Annotated in this window: 12 protein-coding genes and 2 riboswitches; of the genes, 3 read left to right on the top strand and 9 right to left on the bottom strand. The window is 66.6% G+C overall.

Annotation, left to right across the window (positions count from 1 at the left end; genetic code table 11):
- Window positions 1-48 precede the first annotated feature (48 nt).
- Complete coding sequence (gene mmsB, locus NIBR502770_RS04085) at window positions 49-966, bottom strand: 3-hydroxyisobutyrate dehydrogenase (RefSeq protein ID WP_141181117.1); 918 nt, start codon at window positions 964-966, stop codon at window positions 49-51.
- Window positions 967-1077: 111 nt separating this feature from the next.
- Between mmsB and NIBR502770_RS04080 the strand changes: the two genes are divergently transcribed.
- The gene (locus NIBR502770_RS04080; RefSeq protein WP_141181116.1) at window positions 1078-2010 is read left to right on the top strand and encodes a LysR family transcriptional regulator; all 933 of its coding nucleotides are present in this window, start codon (window positions 1078-1080) and stop codon (window positions 2008-2010) included.
- 59 nt (window positions 2011-2069) lie between these two features.
- Here NIBR502770_RS04080 and NIBR502770_RS04075 read toward each other — a convergent pair whose 3' ends face one another.
- The 4 genes from NIBR502770_RS04075 to NIBR502770_RS04060 form a co-directional block, all read right to left on the bottom strand.
- Entirely contained in the window at window positions 2070-3206 is a 1137-nt protein-coding gene (locus tag NIBR502770_RS04075) for a zinc-binding dehydrogenase (RefSeq protein WP_141181115.1), read from the bottom strand.
- A 4-nt stretch (window positions 3207-3210) separates the two neighbouring features.
- The gene (locus tag NIBR502770_RS04070) at window positions 3211-4593 is read right to left on the bottom strand and encodes an MFS transporter (protein WP_141181114.1); all 1383 of its coding nucleotides are present in this window, start codon (window positions 4591-4593) and stop codon (window positions 3211-3213) included.
- 181 nt (window positions 4594-4774) lie between these two features.
- Window positions 4775-5890 (bottom strand): homoserine O-acetyltransferase, encoded by a 1116-nt coding sequence (locus NIBR502770_RS04065; protein ID WP_141181113.1) that lies wholly within the window; start codon window positions 5888-5890, stop codon window positions 4775-4777.
- A 12-nt stretch (window positions 5891-5902) separates the two neighbouring features.
- Window positions 5903-6018, bottom strand: a riboswitch (SAM riboswitch).
- 102 nt (window positions 6019-6120) lie between these two features.
- On the bottom strand, window positions 6121-7443 hold the full coding sequence (locus NIBR502770_RS04060) for a bifunctional o-acetylhomoserine/o-acetylserine sulfhydrylase (RefSeq protein ID WP_141181112.1): 1323 nt from the start codon (window positions 7441-7443) through the stop codon (window positions 6121-6123).
- Window positions 7444-7486: 43 nt separating this feature from the next.
- Window positions 7487-7602, bottom strand: a riboswitch (SAM riboswitch).
- A 160-nt stretch (window positions 7603-7762) separates the two neighbouring features.
- Here NIBR502770_RS04060 and NIBR502770_RS04055 point away from each other — a divergent pair.
- Window positions 7763-8401, top strand: a complete 639-nt coding sequence (locus NIBR502770_RS04055; protein ID WP_141161063.1) for a VOC family protein — start codon at window positions 7763-7765, stop codon at window positions 8399-8401.
- 313 nt (window positions 8402-8714) lie between these two features.
- Entirely contained in the window at window positions 8715-10463 is a 1749-nt protein-coding gene (locus NIBR502770_RS04050; RefSeq protein ID WP_141181111.1) for an HNH endonuclease signature motif containing protein, read from the top strand.
- Between the two features lie 503 nt (window positions 10464-10966).
- Here the strand turns inward: NIBR502770_RS04050 and NIBR502770_RS04045 are convergent.
- The 4 genes from NIBR502770_RS04045 to NIBR502770_RS04030 all read right to left on the bottom strand — a co-directional run bounded on the left by NIBR502770_RS04045 (window position 10967) and on the right by NIBR502770_RS04030 (window position 15055).
- On the bottom strand, window positions 10967-11746 hold the full coding sequence (locus NIBR502770_RS04045) for a CPBP family intramembrane glutamic endopeptidase (RefSeq protein ID WP_141181110.1): 780 nt from the start codon (window positions 11744-11746) through the stop codon (window positions 10967-10969).
- 65 nt (window positions 11747-11811) lie between these two features.
- Window positions 11812-12600 (bottom strand): DeoR/GlpR family DNA-binding transcription regulator, encoded by a 789-nt coding sequence (locus NIBR502770_RS04040; protein WP_141161066.1) that lies wholly within the window; start codon window positions 12598-12600, stop codon window positions 11812-11814.
- 101 nt (window positions 12601-12701) lie between these two features.
- Window positions 12702-13913 (bottom strand): imidazolonepropionase, encoded by a 1212-nt coding sequence (hutI, locus tag NIBR502770_RS04035; protein WP_141181109.1) that lies wholly within the window; start codon window positions 13911-13913, stop codon window positions 12702-12704.
- 11 nt (window positions 13914-13924) lie between these two features.
- Window positions 13925-15055: an FAD-binding oxidoreductase gene (locus tag NIBR502770_RS04030; RefSeq protein ID WP_141181108.1), complete on the bottom strand. Its 1131-nt coding sequence runs from the start codon at window positions 15053-15055 to the stop codon at window positions 13925-13927.
- Window positions 15056-15094 lie beyond the last annotated feature (39 nt).

Below are 15094 nucleotides of genomic sequence, written 5' to 3'. Positions count from 1 at the left end.
AGTCTCTTTTCCTGCCGTGCTGGCGGTGTGGCCAGTTGGGCGGCGTGTTTAGTTGGACGGTGCCTGGTCGGCTGGCTGGAGCGAGCCGTCCACGAGTTTGATGATCATGGAACAGTCCTTGCCTGCGTCCCCGGCGTCAATGAGCCGCTGGAACAGTTGCTGGACGTGCTTGCCGATTTCCAGGGGCGTGCCGGTGTCCTCGGCGGCGCTGATGGCCAGGCCGATGTCCTTGTTGGCAAGCTCGGTAGTGAAGGTGGGTGCGAAGTCGTTGTTGGACGCCGCCGTGGGCACCACGCCGGGGACCGGGTACCAGGTCCGGAGCGCCCAAGAGTCTCCCGAGGAGACCGAGGCGATGTTCCAGAAGACCTGCTTGTCCAGGCCCAGCCGGTCAGCCAGGACAGCGCCCTCCGCGGTGGAGGCAAGGTTGATGAAGAGCATCAGGTTGTTGCAGATCTTGGCCGCCTGGCCCGTGGTGGGGCCGCCGGTGGGGATGATGTTTCCGGACATGGGCCCGATGTAGTCCGAGGCGTCTTTGACGGCGCCCTCTTCGCCGCCCACCATGAAGGTCAAGGTCCCTGCTTCCGCGCCGCTCATTCCGCCGGACACCGGGGCGTCCACGAAGCGGAAGCCGGCGGCAGCAGCGGCGTCGTGCAGTTCCTGCGCGGAGGCGATATCGATGGTGGAGGAGTCGATGAGCAGCGTGCGGGTATCCGCGTGCTTGAGCACGCCGTCCTCCCCGAGGTATACGGCCCGGGCGTGTTCGCCCTTGGGCAGCATGGTAAACACGGCGTCCGCGCCGTGCACGGCTTCGGCGATGCTGGCTGCGCGCTTGACGCCACCTGCCTCGGCGGCTGCCAGTGCCGCGGGGTTGAGGTCGAACCCGCGCACGTCGTGCCCGGCCTTCACCAGGTTCACTGACATGTGGCCGCCCATGTTCCCCAGGCCGATCCATCCGATAACTGCCATGCGTAAGCTCCTTTGCTTCCATTCCGGCGTTACTGCCGGCATGCCTGTGTCTACGATCACACCTTGCTAGAGTGCAATCAAGGGGAAAAATTACAGACGCTCTGTGCATCGATGCACACAAGAGGAAGGCTACGCGTGGACTCCAGACGGCTGCCAAGCCCCGACGACCTGCTCATCCTGCTGACGGTGGCGCGCCTGGGCCGGTTCAACGCCGTGGCCGAGACCCTGGGCACCACCCACACCACCATTTCCCGCCGCATCCTGGCCTTGGACAAACAGCTGGGCGGCCGGACCCTGGAACGCAGCCCGCACGGCTGGGAGTTGACCCAGCTCGGTGCGTCCGCAGTGGAGGCGGCGGAGGCGATCGAAAGGACTCTTGGCTCGTTGTCAGGCCTGATCAGCCAGGACCAGAGTGCCCTGGCCGGCCTGGTGCGGGTGGCCACCACCGACGGAGTGGGAGCCGTGTTTGTCACCCCGTCGCTGGTGCGGCTCCAGCAGCAGAACCCGCAGCTGAACATTGAAATGCTGAGCGCCACCCGGAAAGTCAGCCAGAACCGGTCAGGGGTGGACCTGGAGATCGTGGTGGGCCGGGCCGACGTCAGCACCGCCCAGACCATCTTCCTGAGCAACTACTACCTGCGCCTCTACGCCAGCCGCGGCTATGCCGCGCAGCAGGGCCTCCCGGAAACGCTCGACGACGTGGGGCAGCACGCGTTCGTCTCCTACGTGGAGTCTGCGCTCCAGGTGGCGGAGCTTGGGCCCCGCTGGTCATCGCAGCTTCCGACGCCCAGGACGAGCTTCCAGGCCACCAGCGTGTTCGCCCAGGTGGAGGCGGTGCGCCAGGGCGCCGGCATAGGGCTGCTGCCGAACTTCATGGTGGGAGACCGCGAAGATTTCGTCCCCGTGCTGCCCGGTGAGTTTGAGCGCCAGTTGCCCATCTGGGCCGTTGCCAGGCCGGAATCGCTCCGCTCGGTCCGGGTACAGGCCGTGATCGCGGCCCTGAAGGACGAGGTGAAGGAGCGCTCTGTGCTGCTCGCCGGCTGAAGATCCGGTCCGACGGGTCAGGCCTGAGGAGTCAGGCCCGACGGTTCAGGCGCGACGGTTCAGGCCTGGAAGAGCCGCCGCACTACCTGTCCCGCTGCGAGCGCATCAAGGCCCTCGTTGATCTCGCTGAGTGGCCGGGTGTCGGTGTGCAGCAGCTCAACGGGCAGCTTGCCTTCCCGCCAGTACGCCAGGTACTTGGGGATGTCCCGTGCGGGAACGGCGTCACCCATGTAGGAGCCCAGCAGCCGCTTGCCGGCGCCGGCGAACTGCAGGGCAGGTACGGTCAATTCGGCGGACGGGTGGGGCAGGCCCACCGAGACCACCGCGCCACCCCTGGTGACCTGCTCGAGGCAGGACGCGATCACAGCGGCCGAGCCCACCGCCTCGACGGCAACGTCGACGCCGTCGCCGGCTGCTTCCCCGATCAGCCGTCCCGCGTCCTCCGGCGTCCCCACCGCGGTGGCCCCCGCGTCGCGGGCCAGTTGGTGCTTCCCCTGGTTGGGATCGATGGCGATGACGCTGGCGGCCCCGGCGAGGCGGGCTGCCATCACGGCGGACAGGCCCACCGCGCCCAGCCCGAACACTGCCACGGACTGGCCGGGACCGACTCCTGCGGTGTTGAACACCGCTCCCATTCCGGTGAGCACGGCGCAACCAAACATCGCAGCGACTGTGTCCGGGACGTCGTCGTCAATCACCACCACTGATTCCCGGGCAACCACCGCGTAGTCAGCGAAGGCGGATACGCCCAGGTGATGGTTGATGCGGCCGCCCTCCGGCGTCCGCAACAGCGCCGGACCGTGGAGCAGGTCTCCGGATCCGTTCACCTCAGCTGCCCGGTGGCAGAGCGCGGGCCTGCCTGCCAGGCAGGCCCGGCACTGGCCGCAGCTGGGAACGAACACCAAAACCACATGGTCACCCACGGACACGTCGGAGACGCCGTCTCCTACGGACACCACCCGCCCCACGGCCTCGTGTCCCAGTGCCATGGGAAGGGGCCGGACGCGGGAACCGTCCACCACTGACAGATCCGAATGGCACAGGCTCGAGTAGGTGATGGAAACTCCAAGTTCACCGGTGCGCGGCTCCGGCTGGTCCAGTTCCTGCACCAGCAGCGGCCGCGACTCGGCATAGCTTTGCTTTAACCCTGCGGCGGCCGGGGCGGGAACGGTGGAGTAGAGGACGGCGGCTTTCATGGGCCTACTTCTTGCTGGCAGCGAGCAGGTCTGCCGTGCCCTTGGCGTCGGCAGCGTCAACATCGTGCAGCGAGATGCCCCGGGTTTCCTTCAGGAAGAAGACCGCGACGGCGGTGATGGCACAGGCGATGAGCAGGTACACCGCTACCGGGACGGAGGACTTGTAGGTGCCCAGGAGCGAGGCAGCGATGATCGGGGCCAGGGAACCCGCCACGATGGACGTCACCTGGTACCCCAGGGAGACGCCGGAGTAGCGCATCCGGGTGGGGAACATTTCCGCCATGATGGCTGGCTGCCCGGCATACATGAAGGCGTGGAACACCAGGCCGATCATGATCGCCGCCAGGATGACGAAGTCGTTCTTCGTGTCCATCATGGGGAAGGCGAAGAAGCCCCAGGTGGCACCCATGACGGCGCCGGCCATGTAGACGGGCTTGCGGCCGAAGCGGTCCGACAACTTGCCCACCATGGGGACCACCGAGAAGTGGACGGCATGGGCAACAAGCAGCAGCAGGAGGATCCGCGTGGTGTCGGCCTGGACAACGGTCTTTAGGTACGTGATGGAGAACGTGACCACCAGGTAATACAGGATGTTCTCCGCAAAGCGCAGGCCCATGGCAGTGAAGACGCCGCGCGGGTACCGCCGGAACACCTCAGCCACGCCGTAGCCCTTGTGGCCGGCGTCCACTTCTTTACGGGCCTCCAGGAAGATGGGGGCGTCGTTGACCTTGGTGCGGATGTAGTAGCCGATCAGGACGATCACGGCGGAGAGCCAGAACGCCACGCGCCAGCCCCAGCCCAGGAACGCGTCCTGGGTCAGTGTGGAGGACAGGACGAACAATACGGCCGTGGCCAGGAGGTTGCCCAGCGGCACCGCCGACTGCGGCCAGCTGGCCCAGAAGCCGCGGGACTTGCTGGGGCTGTGCTCTGCGACGAGGAGGACCGCGCCGCCCCACTCCCCGCCCACGGCGAAGCCCTGGGCGAACCGGAGGAAAACCAGAAGCGCAGGCGCCCAGTAGCCGATCTGCCCAAAGGTGGGCAGGCAGCCCATGAGGAAGGTGGAGACGCCCACCACGATGATGCTCAGCTGCAGCAGCTGCTTGCGGCCGAACTTGTCGCCGAAGTGGCCAAAGACGATGCCGCCGATGGGGCGTGCGACAAAACCGACGGCATAGGTGAGGAAGGCGGCGATGATGCCGTCCAGTTCGGTGCCGGCGTTGGGAAAGAAGGCCTTCCCGAACACCAGGGTGGCGGCCGATGCGTAGAGGAAGAATTCATACCACTCCACGACCGTGCCGGCCATGGACGCCGTCACCACTTTCTTCAGGCCTGAGGCCTTGACGTCGGTTTCCTCTGTACGCCTTGCGGCGGAGCTTTCCGTACTCATGCGAACTCCTTCGGCGTCGTCGTCGACGCCACGGGGACCAGTCGATGGGGCCCGGGGTGTGATGCACACCACGGACACCGGATTCGATTGAGTATGGTCTGCCCGCGGTGCAACCTCAACGCCAAATAGTGCAGAAGGCATCTGCAGGAATGCACATTGCCGGCCGTCCTCCCGGCGGCGGCTACGCCAGGAAGCTGCTCCGGAGCTGGCTGCCCAGCTGTCCAATTTCGGTCAGGAACCCGTCGTGCCCGATCGGCGCCCGGATGAGGTGGACATCCACGTCCCCGGGCAGGGCCTGGGCAAGCTCGTGGGACTGCGATGGGAAATAGAGCCGGTCGGAGTCGACGGCGGCCACAAAGAACCGTGCCGTGGATGCGGCAAGGGTTTCGGCCAAGGTTCCCCGTCCCCGGCAGACGTCGTGGCTCATCAGCGCTTCGGTCAGGGCAATATAGCTGTTGGCGTCAAAGCGCTTCACCAGCTTGTTGCCCTGGTGGTCCAGGTAGCTTTCCACCTGGTAGCGGCCGCGGGAGGCCAGGACTTCCCCCCGCAGTGGCGATTCCGGCGCCTGGGGTTCCCGTCCGAAACGGCCTTCCAGCTCGGTGGCGGACCGGTAGGTGATGTGGGCGATCCTGCGGGCGAGGGCCAGTCCCTCTTCCGGACTCCGGCCGCCGTAGTAGTCCCCGCCGTTGAAGTTGGGATCCTGCCTGATGGCCAGGGTCTGCGCCTGGGCGAAGGCAATCTGTTCGGCAGTACTGGCGGCTCCGACGGAGATCACGGCGCAGCGCTGCACCCTGTCCGGGTACGTCACAGCCCATTCCAGGGCCCGTGCACCGCCCATGGAGCCGCCCAGGACGGCGAACCAGCTCTTGATGCCCAGCTGGTCCGCCAGCCGGGCCTCGGCAACAGTACTGTCGCGCAGCGTGACCAGGGGAAACCTGGAGCCCCAGGGCTTCCCATCAGGCGCGGGCGACGACGGCCCGGTGGACCCGTAGCAGCCGCCCACGATGTTGATGGACACCACGAAGAAACGGTCCGTGTCCACGGGGGCTCCAGGGCCGGCCAGCTGCTCCCACCAACCTTCTTCGTCGGTGTCGCCGCGGGTCACGTGGGTGCTGCCGGTCAGTGCGTGCTCGATCAGGATGGCGTTGCTGGCGTCCGCGTTGAGCGTGCCCCAGGTTTCGTAGGCCAGGGTGACGTCCGGGAGGTAGCCTCCGGCTTCGAGTTCCAGTCCCCCGATGGAGGCGTAACGGACAATTCCGTGTTCAGGGATGGCGGTTCGGGCGACGGTAACCGTCATGGCAAGACCTCTTCTACGCGCTTGCCCGCCGTCGTCTGACCGGCAGGCCAGGTCCTCACCCGGGGCACCCCACCGCGGATGGAGGGTTGCCGGCCAGCAAGCCGGGGCTGTCACTGGCACTCATGACCTGGTTCGAGTGTACGAAACACCCCCCGCTCCAGGCCAAGAGTATGACTGGTTGTGACTTCCCGGCTTGCCGGCCGGCACGTGCTGCGCCCTCGCGGTTGGGTCTAGGCGCCGGTGCCCTTGGCGGCCCGGAAGCCTGCCTCCAGGTCAGCCAGGATGTCGTCGATGTGCTCCAAACCGACGGAAAGCCGGACCAGGCCCGGGTGAACGCCGGCCACAACCTGCTGCTCCGGCGAAAGCTGGCTGTGCGTGGTCGACGCCGGGTGGATGACCAGGGAGCGCACGTCGCCGATGTTGGCCACGTGGGAGTGCAGCTCGAGTGCGTCGACGAAGCGCTTGCCGGCTTCCGCGCCGCCGGCCAGGTTGAAGGCGACCACGGCGCCCGTTCCCTTTGGCCCGTACTTGCGGCCACGCTCGTACCAGGGGCTGGACGGCAGCCCCGCGTAGGCGACGGATTCGACGTCGTCCCTTGCCTCCAGCCAGCGCGCAACCTCCGTGGCGTTCGCAACGTGGCGCTCCACCCGCAGGCTCAAGGTCTCCAGGCCTTGGGAAATCAGGAACGCGTTGAAGGGCGAGACCGCGGAGCCAAGGTCGCGCAGCAACTGCACCCGGGCCTTGAGGATGTAGGAGAGGTTGGCGCCGAGCGCGCCGCCTTCGCCGAGGTCGCGTGCGTAGACCAGGCCGTTATAGGTGGGGTCCGGGGTGTTGAAGCCGGGGTACCGTTCCGGGTCCTTGCCGAAATCGAACCTGCCGGAATCGACGATGACGCCGGCGATGGCCGAGCCATGGCCGCCCAGGTATTTGGTGGCCGAGTGGATGACGATGTCCGCGCCCCACTCCAATGGGCGGATCAGGTAGGGGGTTGAAAGGGTGTTGTCCACGATCAGGGGCACGCCGGCCTGGTGCGCCACTTCGGAGATGCCCTCAATATCAAGGACGTCCTGGCGCGGGTTGGACACCACTTCACCGAAGAAGAGCTTGGTATTGGGCTGCACGGCGTCGCGCCACTGGTCCAGGTTGTCAGGATCAGCCACGAAGGTCACCGAGATGCCGAACTTCTTCAACGTGTGGGCGAACAGGTTGTAGGTTCCGCCGTAAAGACTGGGGCTGGCCACTATATGGTCGCCTGCCTCGGCGATGTTCAGCACTGCGAACGTCTCCGCGGCCTGGCCGGAGCTCAGCAGCAATGCCGCCAGGCCGCCTTCAAGGCTTGCGATCCGTTGCTCGACGGCGTCCTGGGTGGGATTGCCGATGCGGGTGTAGATGGGTGCAAGTTCGGCCAGGGCGAAGCGGTTGGCCGCGCTCTCGGCACTGGGGAACACGAAGGACGTGGTCTGGTAGATGGGAAGGGCGCGGGCTCCGGTGGCGCTGTCAGGCTCCTGGCCGGCATGGATCTGGCGGGTTTCGAAGGACCATCCGTTGGACATCTCAGTCTCCTATGACATGGGCCCGGCATGCTGGGAGCACCACGGGCCGCGCTTGCTCTCCGGCCATTGCCGGACAGCCTGGTCCTCACCCGGGGCACCCCACCGCGGATGGAGGGTTGCCGGCCAGCGAGCCGGGGCTTGGCGCTGGCACTCATGACCTGGGCCCAGTCTAGGAACTTCAATCCGGCCCGGACAGCATTGTGACGAACATGGTCTTGGCGCAGGCCCAGGGGCATTTGGACAGGGACGGCGGCCACCCAAAATGCCAGTAAGGGTACCCTTAGCTGAGAGCCCGATCACAAAGTGCCAAGATGTTCGCATGCGCATGGATCACGTCTCTTACGCCTGTGAACACGATGGCCTCGCGGCCACTACCGAACGTATTGCAACTGCCCTCGGCGTTGAGGCAGTGAAGGGTGGCGTACACCCCCGCTTCGGAACCCGGAATATGATCATCCCCCTGGCGGGCCACAAGTACCTCGAAGTCGTCGAGGTCCTTGACCACCCGGCGTCGGACAAGGCACCGTTCGGGCAGGCAGTGCGTGCCCGCTCCGCTGCCGGTGGCGGCTGGATGGGCTGGTGCGTCGAAGTGGACGACCTCGCCCCCTTCGAGGAACGCCTGGGCCGCGCTGCCGTGAACGGCAACCGCAAGTTCCCGGACGGCCGCGAGCTGGTCTGGAAGCAAATTGGCATCCTGGGCCTCATCGCCGATCCCCAGGTGCCGTACATGCTCAAGTGGGAGGGCGACCCCTCCCTCCACCCGTCCCACGCTTACGAGAGCAACCTCAAGATGAGCTGCCTGACCATCGCCGGTTCCGCCTCGCGCGTCACCGAGTGGCTCGGTGAGCCCGTGGAGAAGCCGCTCGAGGACGTTGCGGTGGAATGGGTGGCCCCGCACGGTACGCCGGGCATCCTCTCGGTCACCTTTGAGACCGCCAACGGAGCCGTCACCATCTGACCCTTCCCATTCCTCCCGGACCACTCCGGGGAGGTCCCCGGGTTGTGCCCGGGCAAACTTCGGCCGCCATTGGGTGGTGACAACGGCGTCACCACCCAATGGCGGCCGAATCCATTTAAGCGGTGGCTGAGGGTCGCGTCTTTTTCTACGCCACGCGTGCTCTTTTTCGCGCCACACATTTGGGCTGCGGCATGCAACCTTCGCGTCGAAAACGTACGACGACGGCGGCCCGCTTCGGTGCGCCGGCTCACCTGCGCAGGCAGCGCCACCGGTTTGATCTGTAATTGTCAGACCCCCGTTGGATGCTGTGGGTATGGGAATCGGCGGTGGTCTTGGGGTGATGTTGGAGGGTGTTCGTGCCTCTGTTGCTGCCCTGGATGCGCTGGAGCGGGAGGACGCTTCCCTGGCATCCGGTTTGGATGTTGGTTTCGGTGTTGGTGCTGGTGTGGATGTGTTGCAGCGGCGCTATGAGATCCGGTTGGAGCGGCTGGAGCTTACGTCCCGTTTGGAGGCGCAGCTTGCAGGGGTGAAGGCACGGGACGCCGCCGACGCCGCCGGGTTCCAGGAGGCGATGACCCCGCCGGACGCCTCGGTCCAGGACCGCACGTACGCGCAGATGTCGGTGGTGGAGGAGATCGCTGCGGTCTTGACGGTTAGTTCCGGGGCAGCGGGCGCGTTGGTGGAGCAGTCCCGCCGGATTTGTGCCCTGCCGCTGGTGTTCGAGGCCCTGTCCACCGGGGACGTGTCGTGGCAGCATGCACGGATTGTCGCGGACGAAACCGAAGGCCTTGACGCTGTCGGGGCTGCCGGGCTGGTGGCGCATTTCTTCGACCCTGCCGCGCCCGATGCCGCCCGGGGTGCCGCGCCCGGTGAACTGGTCCCGTCCCGGTTCCGGGCCAAGGTCCGGGGCTGGCGGGAGCGCCATCATCCGGAATCGATCGAGAAGCGCCATGTAAAGGGTGTGGCGGACCGTCGGATGGAGTACACCCCGGACCGGGACGGCATGGCCTGGGTCTCCCTCTACCTTCGCGGCGATACCGCGTGCGCGATCTGGAACCGGACCACCGCCACCGCCCGCGGCCTCCAAGGCACCAACGAACCCCGAACCCTCACCCAACTCCGCCCCGACATCGCCGCCAGCCTCCTCCTCGGCGCCGGCATGACGTCCGGCGTCCAGGAAACCGCCGCCGGCGCCGGCGAAGACGTGCCCGATCCCGGCGCCCCGGGCACGCAGAGTTCGGGCACGCAGAGTTCGGGCACACAGGCTGTCACAGAGATCGGTAAGGTCCCCATCCCGCGGGCCGACGTGCTGGTCACCGTGCCCGTGTTCTCGCTCCTCGGCCTCACCGACGAACCAGCAGAGCTGGATGGTTTCGGCCCGATCCCTGCATCGATGGCCCGCAGACTCGTCGCCGGCGGGGCGGAGTCGTTCTACCGGGTCCTGGTCGACCCGCGGGACGGTGCACACCTGGAAATCGGCCGCAAAAACTACCGGCTTACCGGGTCCATCAAACACTGGATCAGGCTGCGCGATGCCCAATGCACCTTCCCCGGCTGCACCAACAAGACCCCCGACAACGAAACAGACCACCTCCAAGCGTGGGAACACGGCGGCACCACCGGAACCAGCAACCTCGCACAGCTCTGCCCCAAACACCATCGGCTCAAACACCACAGCCAATGGACCCCCGATCCGGCCACGAGCAAGGACCCACCGGGCTGGACCTCACCCACCGGACGCCACTACAACCCCGACCAGCAGGATTCAGAACCAACCCACTGGCCACCGGGAAGCCTGCCGGCGCACGCTGTTCGGGGTGCCGTTGTGGCAGGGGTTGAATTGGGGGCCACCGGGCCAGTCGAGGACGGGCAGTGGCAGCAGCTCCTCGCATCGATGCCGCCGTGGTCTGATCCTCCTGTCGAAGAACCACCAAGTGAGGACCTTCTGGACCCCGGCGAGCTTCGCCCCGCGGATCCCCTGTGGGATGAGTTCCATGCCAGGTTTTACGAGCTGCCCGCTGACCCGCAGGCGGACTGGCAGCTGCTGCTGCACCTGATGTGAGGGCAGAAAACAGCGCGCAGGCCGTGGCCGGAGTTAGGGGCCGCCCAGCAGGCCGCAGCCAACATTTCTTTCGGCAGTTCTCACGACGATGAATACTCGGGCCTCGTCGGAGGAGGGCGCGGCGAGGATGTCGGCTCCACCGGCGGTTTTGCCTTGGACCGTCAGGAGGGAAACATCAGTCCGTGCGGGCTCCGGGTCAGGAGCGCAGTTGTACTCGCGCCCGGCAAACTGGACTTTGGAAGGAACCTCTCGAGGCCAGAGCACCCAGTCCGACGTTTGTTCATGGATGCTCCACAATCGCCCGGTGAGCAAACATCCGGCCAACGCCAAGACGGCACTCCCCAAGGCCAATCCGTGTCGTAGTCCCCCGCCCATGCTGCAAGACTTCACGAAGGCATGCCTGGAATCAACAAGAACCCGTAACTAGGGCTACTGCAGGCCGGACCACCGCCCAGCGGTCGTTCAGTCGGGACCGGCAGACCGCGGCGGCCATAGCTGTTCAGCTACCCCAGCCCCACGGCCTTGCCGAAGAGGCTGAAGCCGACGAATGCCACGATGTCCAGCAGCGCGTGGGCGATGACCAGCGGCATGACGCGCTTGGTGCGCGTATAGAGCCAGGCGAAGACCACCCCCATCACAGCGTTGCCAATGAAGGGACCGAAGCCTTGGTAAAGGTGGTAGCTGCCACGCAGCACGGAGCTCACGGCGATGGCCAGTGGCGTGCTCCAGCCGAACTTGCCGAAGCGGTCCATCAGGTACCCCACCACGATGACTTCCTCGAGCACCGCGTGGCGCATCGCCGAGAGGACCAGGACTGGAACGGTCCACCAGTAGGCGTCCAGGGCACTGGGGATGATGGCTGTGGTGATGCCGAGCGCCCGGCCGGCCGAATAGAGCCCCAAGGACGGTATCCCAATCAGCGCGGCCAGCCCCAGGCCTTGCAGCAGGTCCATTCCGGGCCGGGCGAAGTTGAACCCCAGCTTCTGGAATGCTGAACCGGAGTTCCGTGCGTCGCCGGGGGAAGCTTGGCGCTGGTCGGTGAGGAAGTAGAGAACCAGCAGCACAGGAACCAGCGCAAAGATGATGTCGAGCAGCTGGTACGTCAGGTCGAAATACTCGCGGGTGCTCTGCGAGCGGTTCAGGGTGGACGTGCCCTCGGCCAGCGGGGCGCGGGTCATCTTGTCGAGCAGCTGCACCACGGAGTAGATGGCGGACTGGCCCAGGGACAGTCCCAGGACGATCCAGACTTCGAGCCGCAGTCGACGGCGGGAGGGAACCAGCATGTTCCCATCTTGCCTTCAGTTTCTGGATCCTGCCTGACGGAACTCCCCCCAGCCTCCCGGGAGTATCAGGCAGGTGCCACGATCACTTCCGTGCCGTTGGCTTCAAAGGCTGCCTTGTCGCGCGCAGAGATCCCGGAATCGGTGATCAGGCGGGTGAAGTCGTACCCGTCCATCGTGGCAAAGGCCCGCACGCCGACTTTGGAGGAATCAGCCAGGACGTAGGACACCCGGGCGCGGGAAGCCAGCAGGGCATTGACGGAGGCCTCGCCCTCCCCCGTGTTGGTGGGTCCCACCTCCGGGTCGATGCCGTTGACACCGATGAAGGCGATGTCCAGCACCACCTTCTGCATGATGATGTCCGTGTAGGGGCCCACGAGCTCATACGATCGCGGGTTGAGGATGCCGCCTGTCACCATCACCTTGATATTGGGCCGGACCGCCAACTGGCCCGCAATGTTGATGGCGTTCGTTACGACCGTGAGCGTCGGCTGGTTGGAGGGTGCATTCAGGTCCTCCCGGGTGGCCAGGATCTGTGCAAGCGCGGTGCTGGTGGTGCCTCCGCAGAGACCAATGACGGCGCCCGGCCGGATTAGGGCCGCGGCGCACTGCGCGATCTGTTCCTTCGCTTCGGCATGGTCGTCGCGGTTGTAACGTCCGGGCAGGTCATACGCCAGGGCGCCGGCGGTGGCACCGCCGCGCGTCCGCGTCAGCAGGCGGCGCTTGGCAAGGCTGTCCAGGTCGCGCCGGGCCGTGGCAGGGGAGACGTTGAGGGTGCTGACGATCTCGTCGACTTCTACCTGGCCGGTCCTGGCGAGCAGGTCCAGAATCGCTGTCAGCCGGTCGGTGCGTGTCATGCAAGCGGGCCTTTCGATACATCAGCCACCGCTTCGGGATGACGTTTCCTGATTCTAACCATACGGAAAAGATCAGGAACAATCATACAGCAGGAGTCCCGCTAACGCTCCCGCACCCCCGCCCGCCACACAGCGTACGTCAATGGCATCCCGGGCCGGTAAGCGAGATGGGTCGCGGATGGCGCATTCAACAGGTGCAGGTCGGCCCGGTGTCCGACGGCGATGGATCCCACGGCGCGTTCGCCGTCGGTGTCCCGGCCGGCTTCCTTGTGCAACGCCAGCGCACCGCCGTAGGTAGCGGCACGGACGGCCTCGTGCACGCTCAGGCGCATCTGGAGCACTGCCGTTGTCACGCAAAAAGCCATGGAGCTGGTGTACGACGTGCCGGGGTTGCAGTTGGACGCCAGTGCCACCTGCACCCCCGCGTCGAGAAGTTCGCGGGCGGGAGCCAACGGCTGGCGGGTGGAGAGGTCGCAGGCAGGAAGGCACGTGGCAACGGTGCCACGCTCCCCCGTTCCCACGGCCGGGTCCCAGCCGGACCAGGACGACGCCAGGGCTTTCACGTCCTGCGCGGCTAAGTAGTTCACGTGGTCCACGCTGGCCGCGCCAAGCTCCACGGCCAGCTGTACGCCGGGGCCCTCGCCGAGCTGGTTGCCGTGGACCCTCAGGCCCAGGCCGGCCTCGCGGCAGGCCATGAGCACACGGCGGGATTGCTCGGCGTTGAACGCACCCTCCTCGCAGAACACATCGGCCCACTGGACATAAGGGCGGACCGCAGCGAGCATCGGCCCGCAGACCAGGTCTGTGTATTCCTCCGGGTCCTGCCCGGCTGGAACCAGGTGTGCCCCAAGGTAGGTCACCTGGTCCGCAATGGTGGAGGCAATACGCGCGCTCCGGGCCTCGTGCTCAACGTCCAGGCCGTAGCCGGTCTTGGTTTCCAGGTAGGTGGTGCCCTGCGAGACTGCTTCGGCAACCCGCCCCATGGCCAGGCGGGTGAGATCGAAATCGGACGTGGCGCGCGTGGCGTTCATGGTGACGGCGATGCCACCGGCAGCGTAGGCCTCCCCGGCCATCCGGGCTTCGAATTCTGCGGTGCGGTCCCCGGCGAACAGCAGGTGGCTGTGGGAGTCCACCCATCCTGGCAGCATGGCCCGGCCGCCGGCATCGACGGCTTCATCCGCCGGGGGAGCATCGGCCGCAGCCCCGATCCAGGAAATCCGTTCACCCTCGACCACCACCGCCGCGCCCCTCAGGACCCGGTGTTCCAGGTCCTGCGTCATCAGCTCGGCGATATTGGTGATCAAGGTGCTCATGAAATCATTCTTCAGCGTCTGACGGACCAGCGCGTGGCTGCCAGGGCCTGCGCTGTCCGGGATTCCGGACGGTCCACAGCCCCATCGGCAGGGACGGCGCCGCCGGAAGAGCCCAGCCCCGCAAGGATCTGGCCGGCGGCGAACTCCGCCAGCGCCGCCGACGTCTGGAATCCGTAGCCGCCCTGGCCCGCGAGCCAGTAGAACCCGGACGCTTCAGCGTCGAACCCGGCTACGGGCACCCCGTCCGCGGCTTCGGTGCGCAGGCCGGTCCAGGCCCGGCGCACTCCGGTGATCCCCAGGCTGGTGAACGCGTTGAGCTTCTCCACCAGGCGCTCCACATCACCTGGATTGGGCCGTGCGTCCTCGGGCCCGCTGGGCACCGTCTCCGATGGGGAAATCAGCACGTCATGGCCGTCGGGGCGGAAATAGAAAGTGTTGTCCGCCGCTGCCACCATGGGGGTGGCAGCGGGCAGGGGATGGTCGACGGCGGCAATCGCCGCAGTGCGCCGGTACGGCTGGAGGCCCAGCTTCTCGACGCCGCTGAGCACCGCCAGCTCATCGGCCCAGGCACCTGCCGCATTGACCAGTACCGCGGCTTCAAAGCCCTCGGCGCCGGCCCCCACCTGCCACCCTGAACCCAGCCGCTGTGCCGAATGCACGCGGGCGCCGGTGATGATGTCCGCTCCGGCGGCGAGCGCCCGCTTGCGGTGGTCCTCCAGCAGAAGGGGCGCATTGCAGCCAAAGGAGCCGGTATCAAGTCCGGCGGCTTCAAAGGTTCCCGGCTTCAGGGCCGGACACAGCTCGAGGGCACGGTCCACCGCAATGGGCTGCATATGTCCGCTGGCCTCGGCGGCAACATCCTCCGCCGAGCCCACGAGCATGAAACTGCGCGGTGCCAGGACCGCTTCCGGCGCTTCAGCGTCGCGGGCCGCGAGCAGTTCGAGGGTCCGGACGGTGAGCTCCTGCACCACGGGCGGCCCGTAGCTGGGAATCAGCTGGCGGGCGGAGCGGGAGGACGTGTGGTACGCCAACTCCTGCTCCGCCTCCACCAGTGCAACGCTGCAGCGGCCGGCGAGCGCGGACGCGAGGGACAGGCCGGCGATGCCGCCGCCCACAATCAGGACATCGTAGTGTGCTGCCATTGGTCCATCCTGACAGAGATCACGCGTCCCGGGACCCTG

This window comes from Pseudarthrobacter sp. NIBRBAC000502770 (assembly GCF_006517815.1).
Classification (GTDB): Bacteria; Actinomycetota; Actinomycetes; order Actinomycetales; family Micrococcaceae; genus Arthrobacter; species Arthrobacter niigatensis.
This window is presented reverse-complemented; position numbering and strand designations above follow the sequence as displayed.

Coding starts and splice junctions, on each gene's coding strand:
- NIBR502770_RS04070 (WP_141181114.1), bottom strand. CDS start 4,593: ATGAGTACGGAAAGCTCCGCCGCAAGGCGTACAGAGGAAACCGACGTC.
- NIBR502770_RS04040 (WP_141161066.1), bottom strand. CDS start 12,600: ATGACACGCACCGACCGGCTGACAGCGATTCTGGACCTGCTCGCCAGG.
- NIBR502770_RS04080 (WP_141181116.1), top strand. CDS start 1,078: ATGCACACAAGAGGAAGGCTACGCGTGGACTCCAGACGGCTGCCAAGC.
- NIBR502770_RS04055 (WP_141161063.1), top strand. CDS start 7,763: ATGCGCATGGATCACGTCTCTTACGCCTGTGAACACGATGGCCTCGCG.
- NIBR502770_RS04050 (WP_141181111.1), top strand. CDS start 8,715: ATGGGAATCGGCGGTGGTCTTGGGGTGATGTTGGAGGGTGTTCGTGCC.
- hutI (WP_141181109.1), bottom strand. CDS start 13,913: ATGAGCACCTTGATCACCAATATCGCCGAGCTGATGACGCAGGACCTG.
- NIBR502770_RS04065 (WP_141181113.1), bottom strand. CDS start 5,890: ATGACGGTTACCGTCGCCCGAACCGCCATCCCTGAACACGGAATTGTC.
- NIBR502770_RS04045 (WP_141181110.1), bottom strand. CDS start 11,746: ATGCTGGTTCCCTCCCGCCGTCGACTGCGGCTCGAAGTCTGGATCGTC.
- mmsB (WP_141181117.1), bottom strand. CDS start 966: ATGGCAGTTATCGGATGGATCGGCCTGGGGAACATGGGCGGCCACATG.
- NIBR502770_RS04075 (WP_141181115.1), bottom strand. CDS start 3,206: ATGAAAGCCGCCGTCCTCTACTCCACCGTTCCCGCCCCGGCCGCCGCA.
- NIBR502770_RS04030 (WP_141181108.1), bottom strand. CDS start 15,055: ATGGCAGCACACTACGATGTCCTGATTGTGGGCGGCGGCATCGCCGGC.
- NIBR502770_RS04060 (WP_141181112.1), bottom strand. CDS start 7,443: ATGTCCAACGGATGGTCCTTCGAAACCCGCCAGATCCATGCCGGCCAG.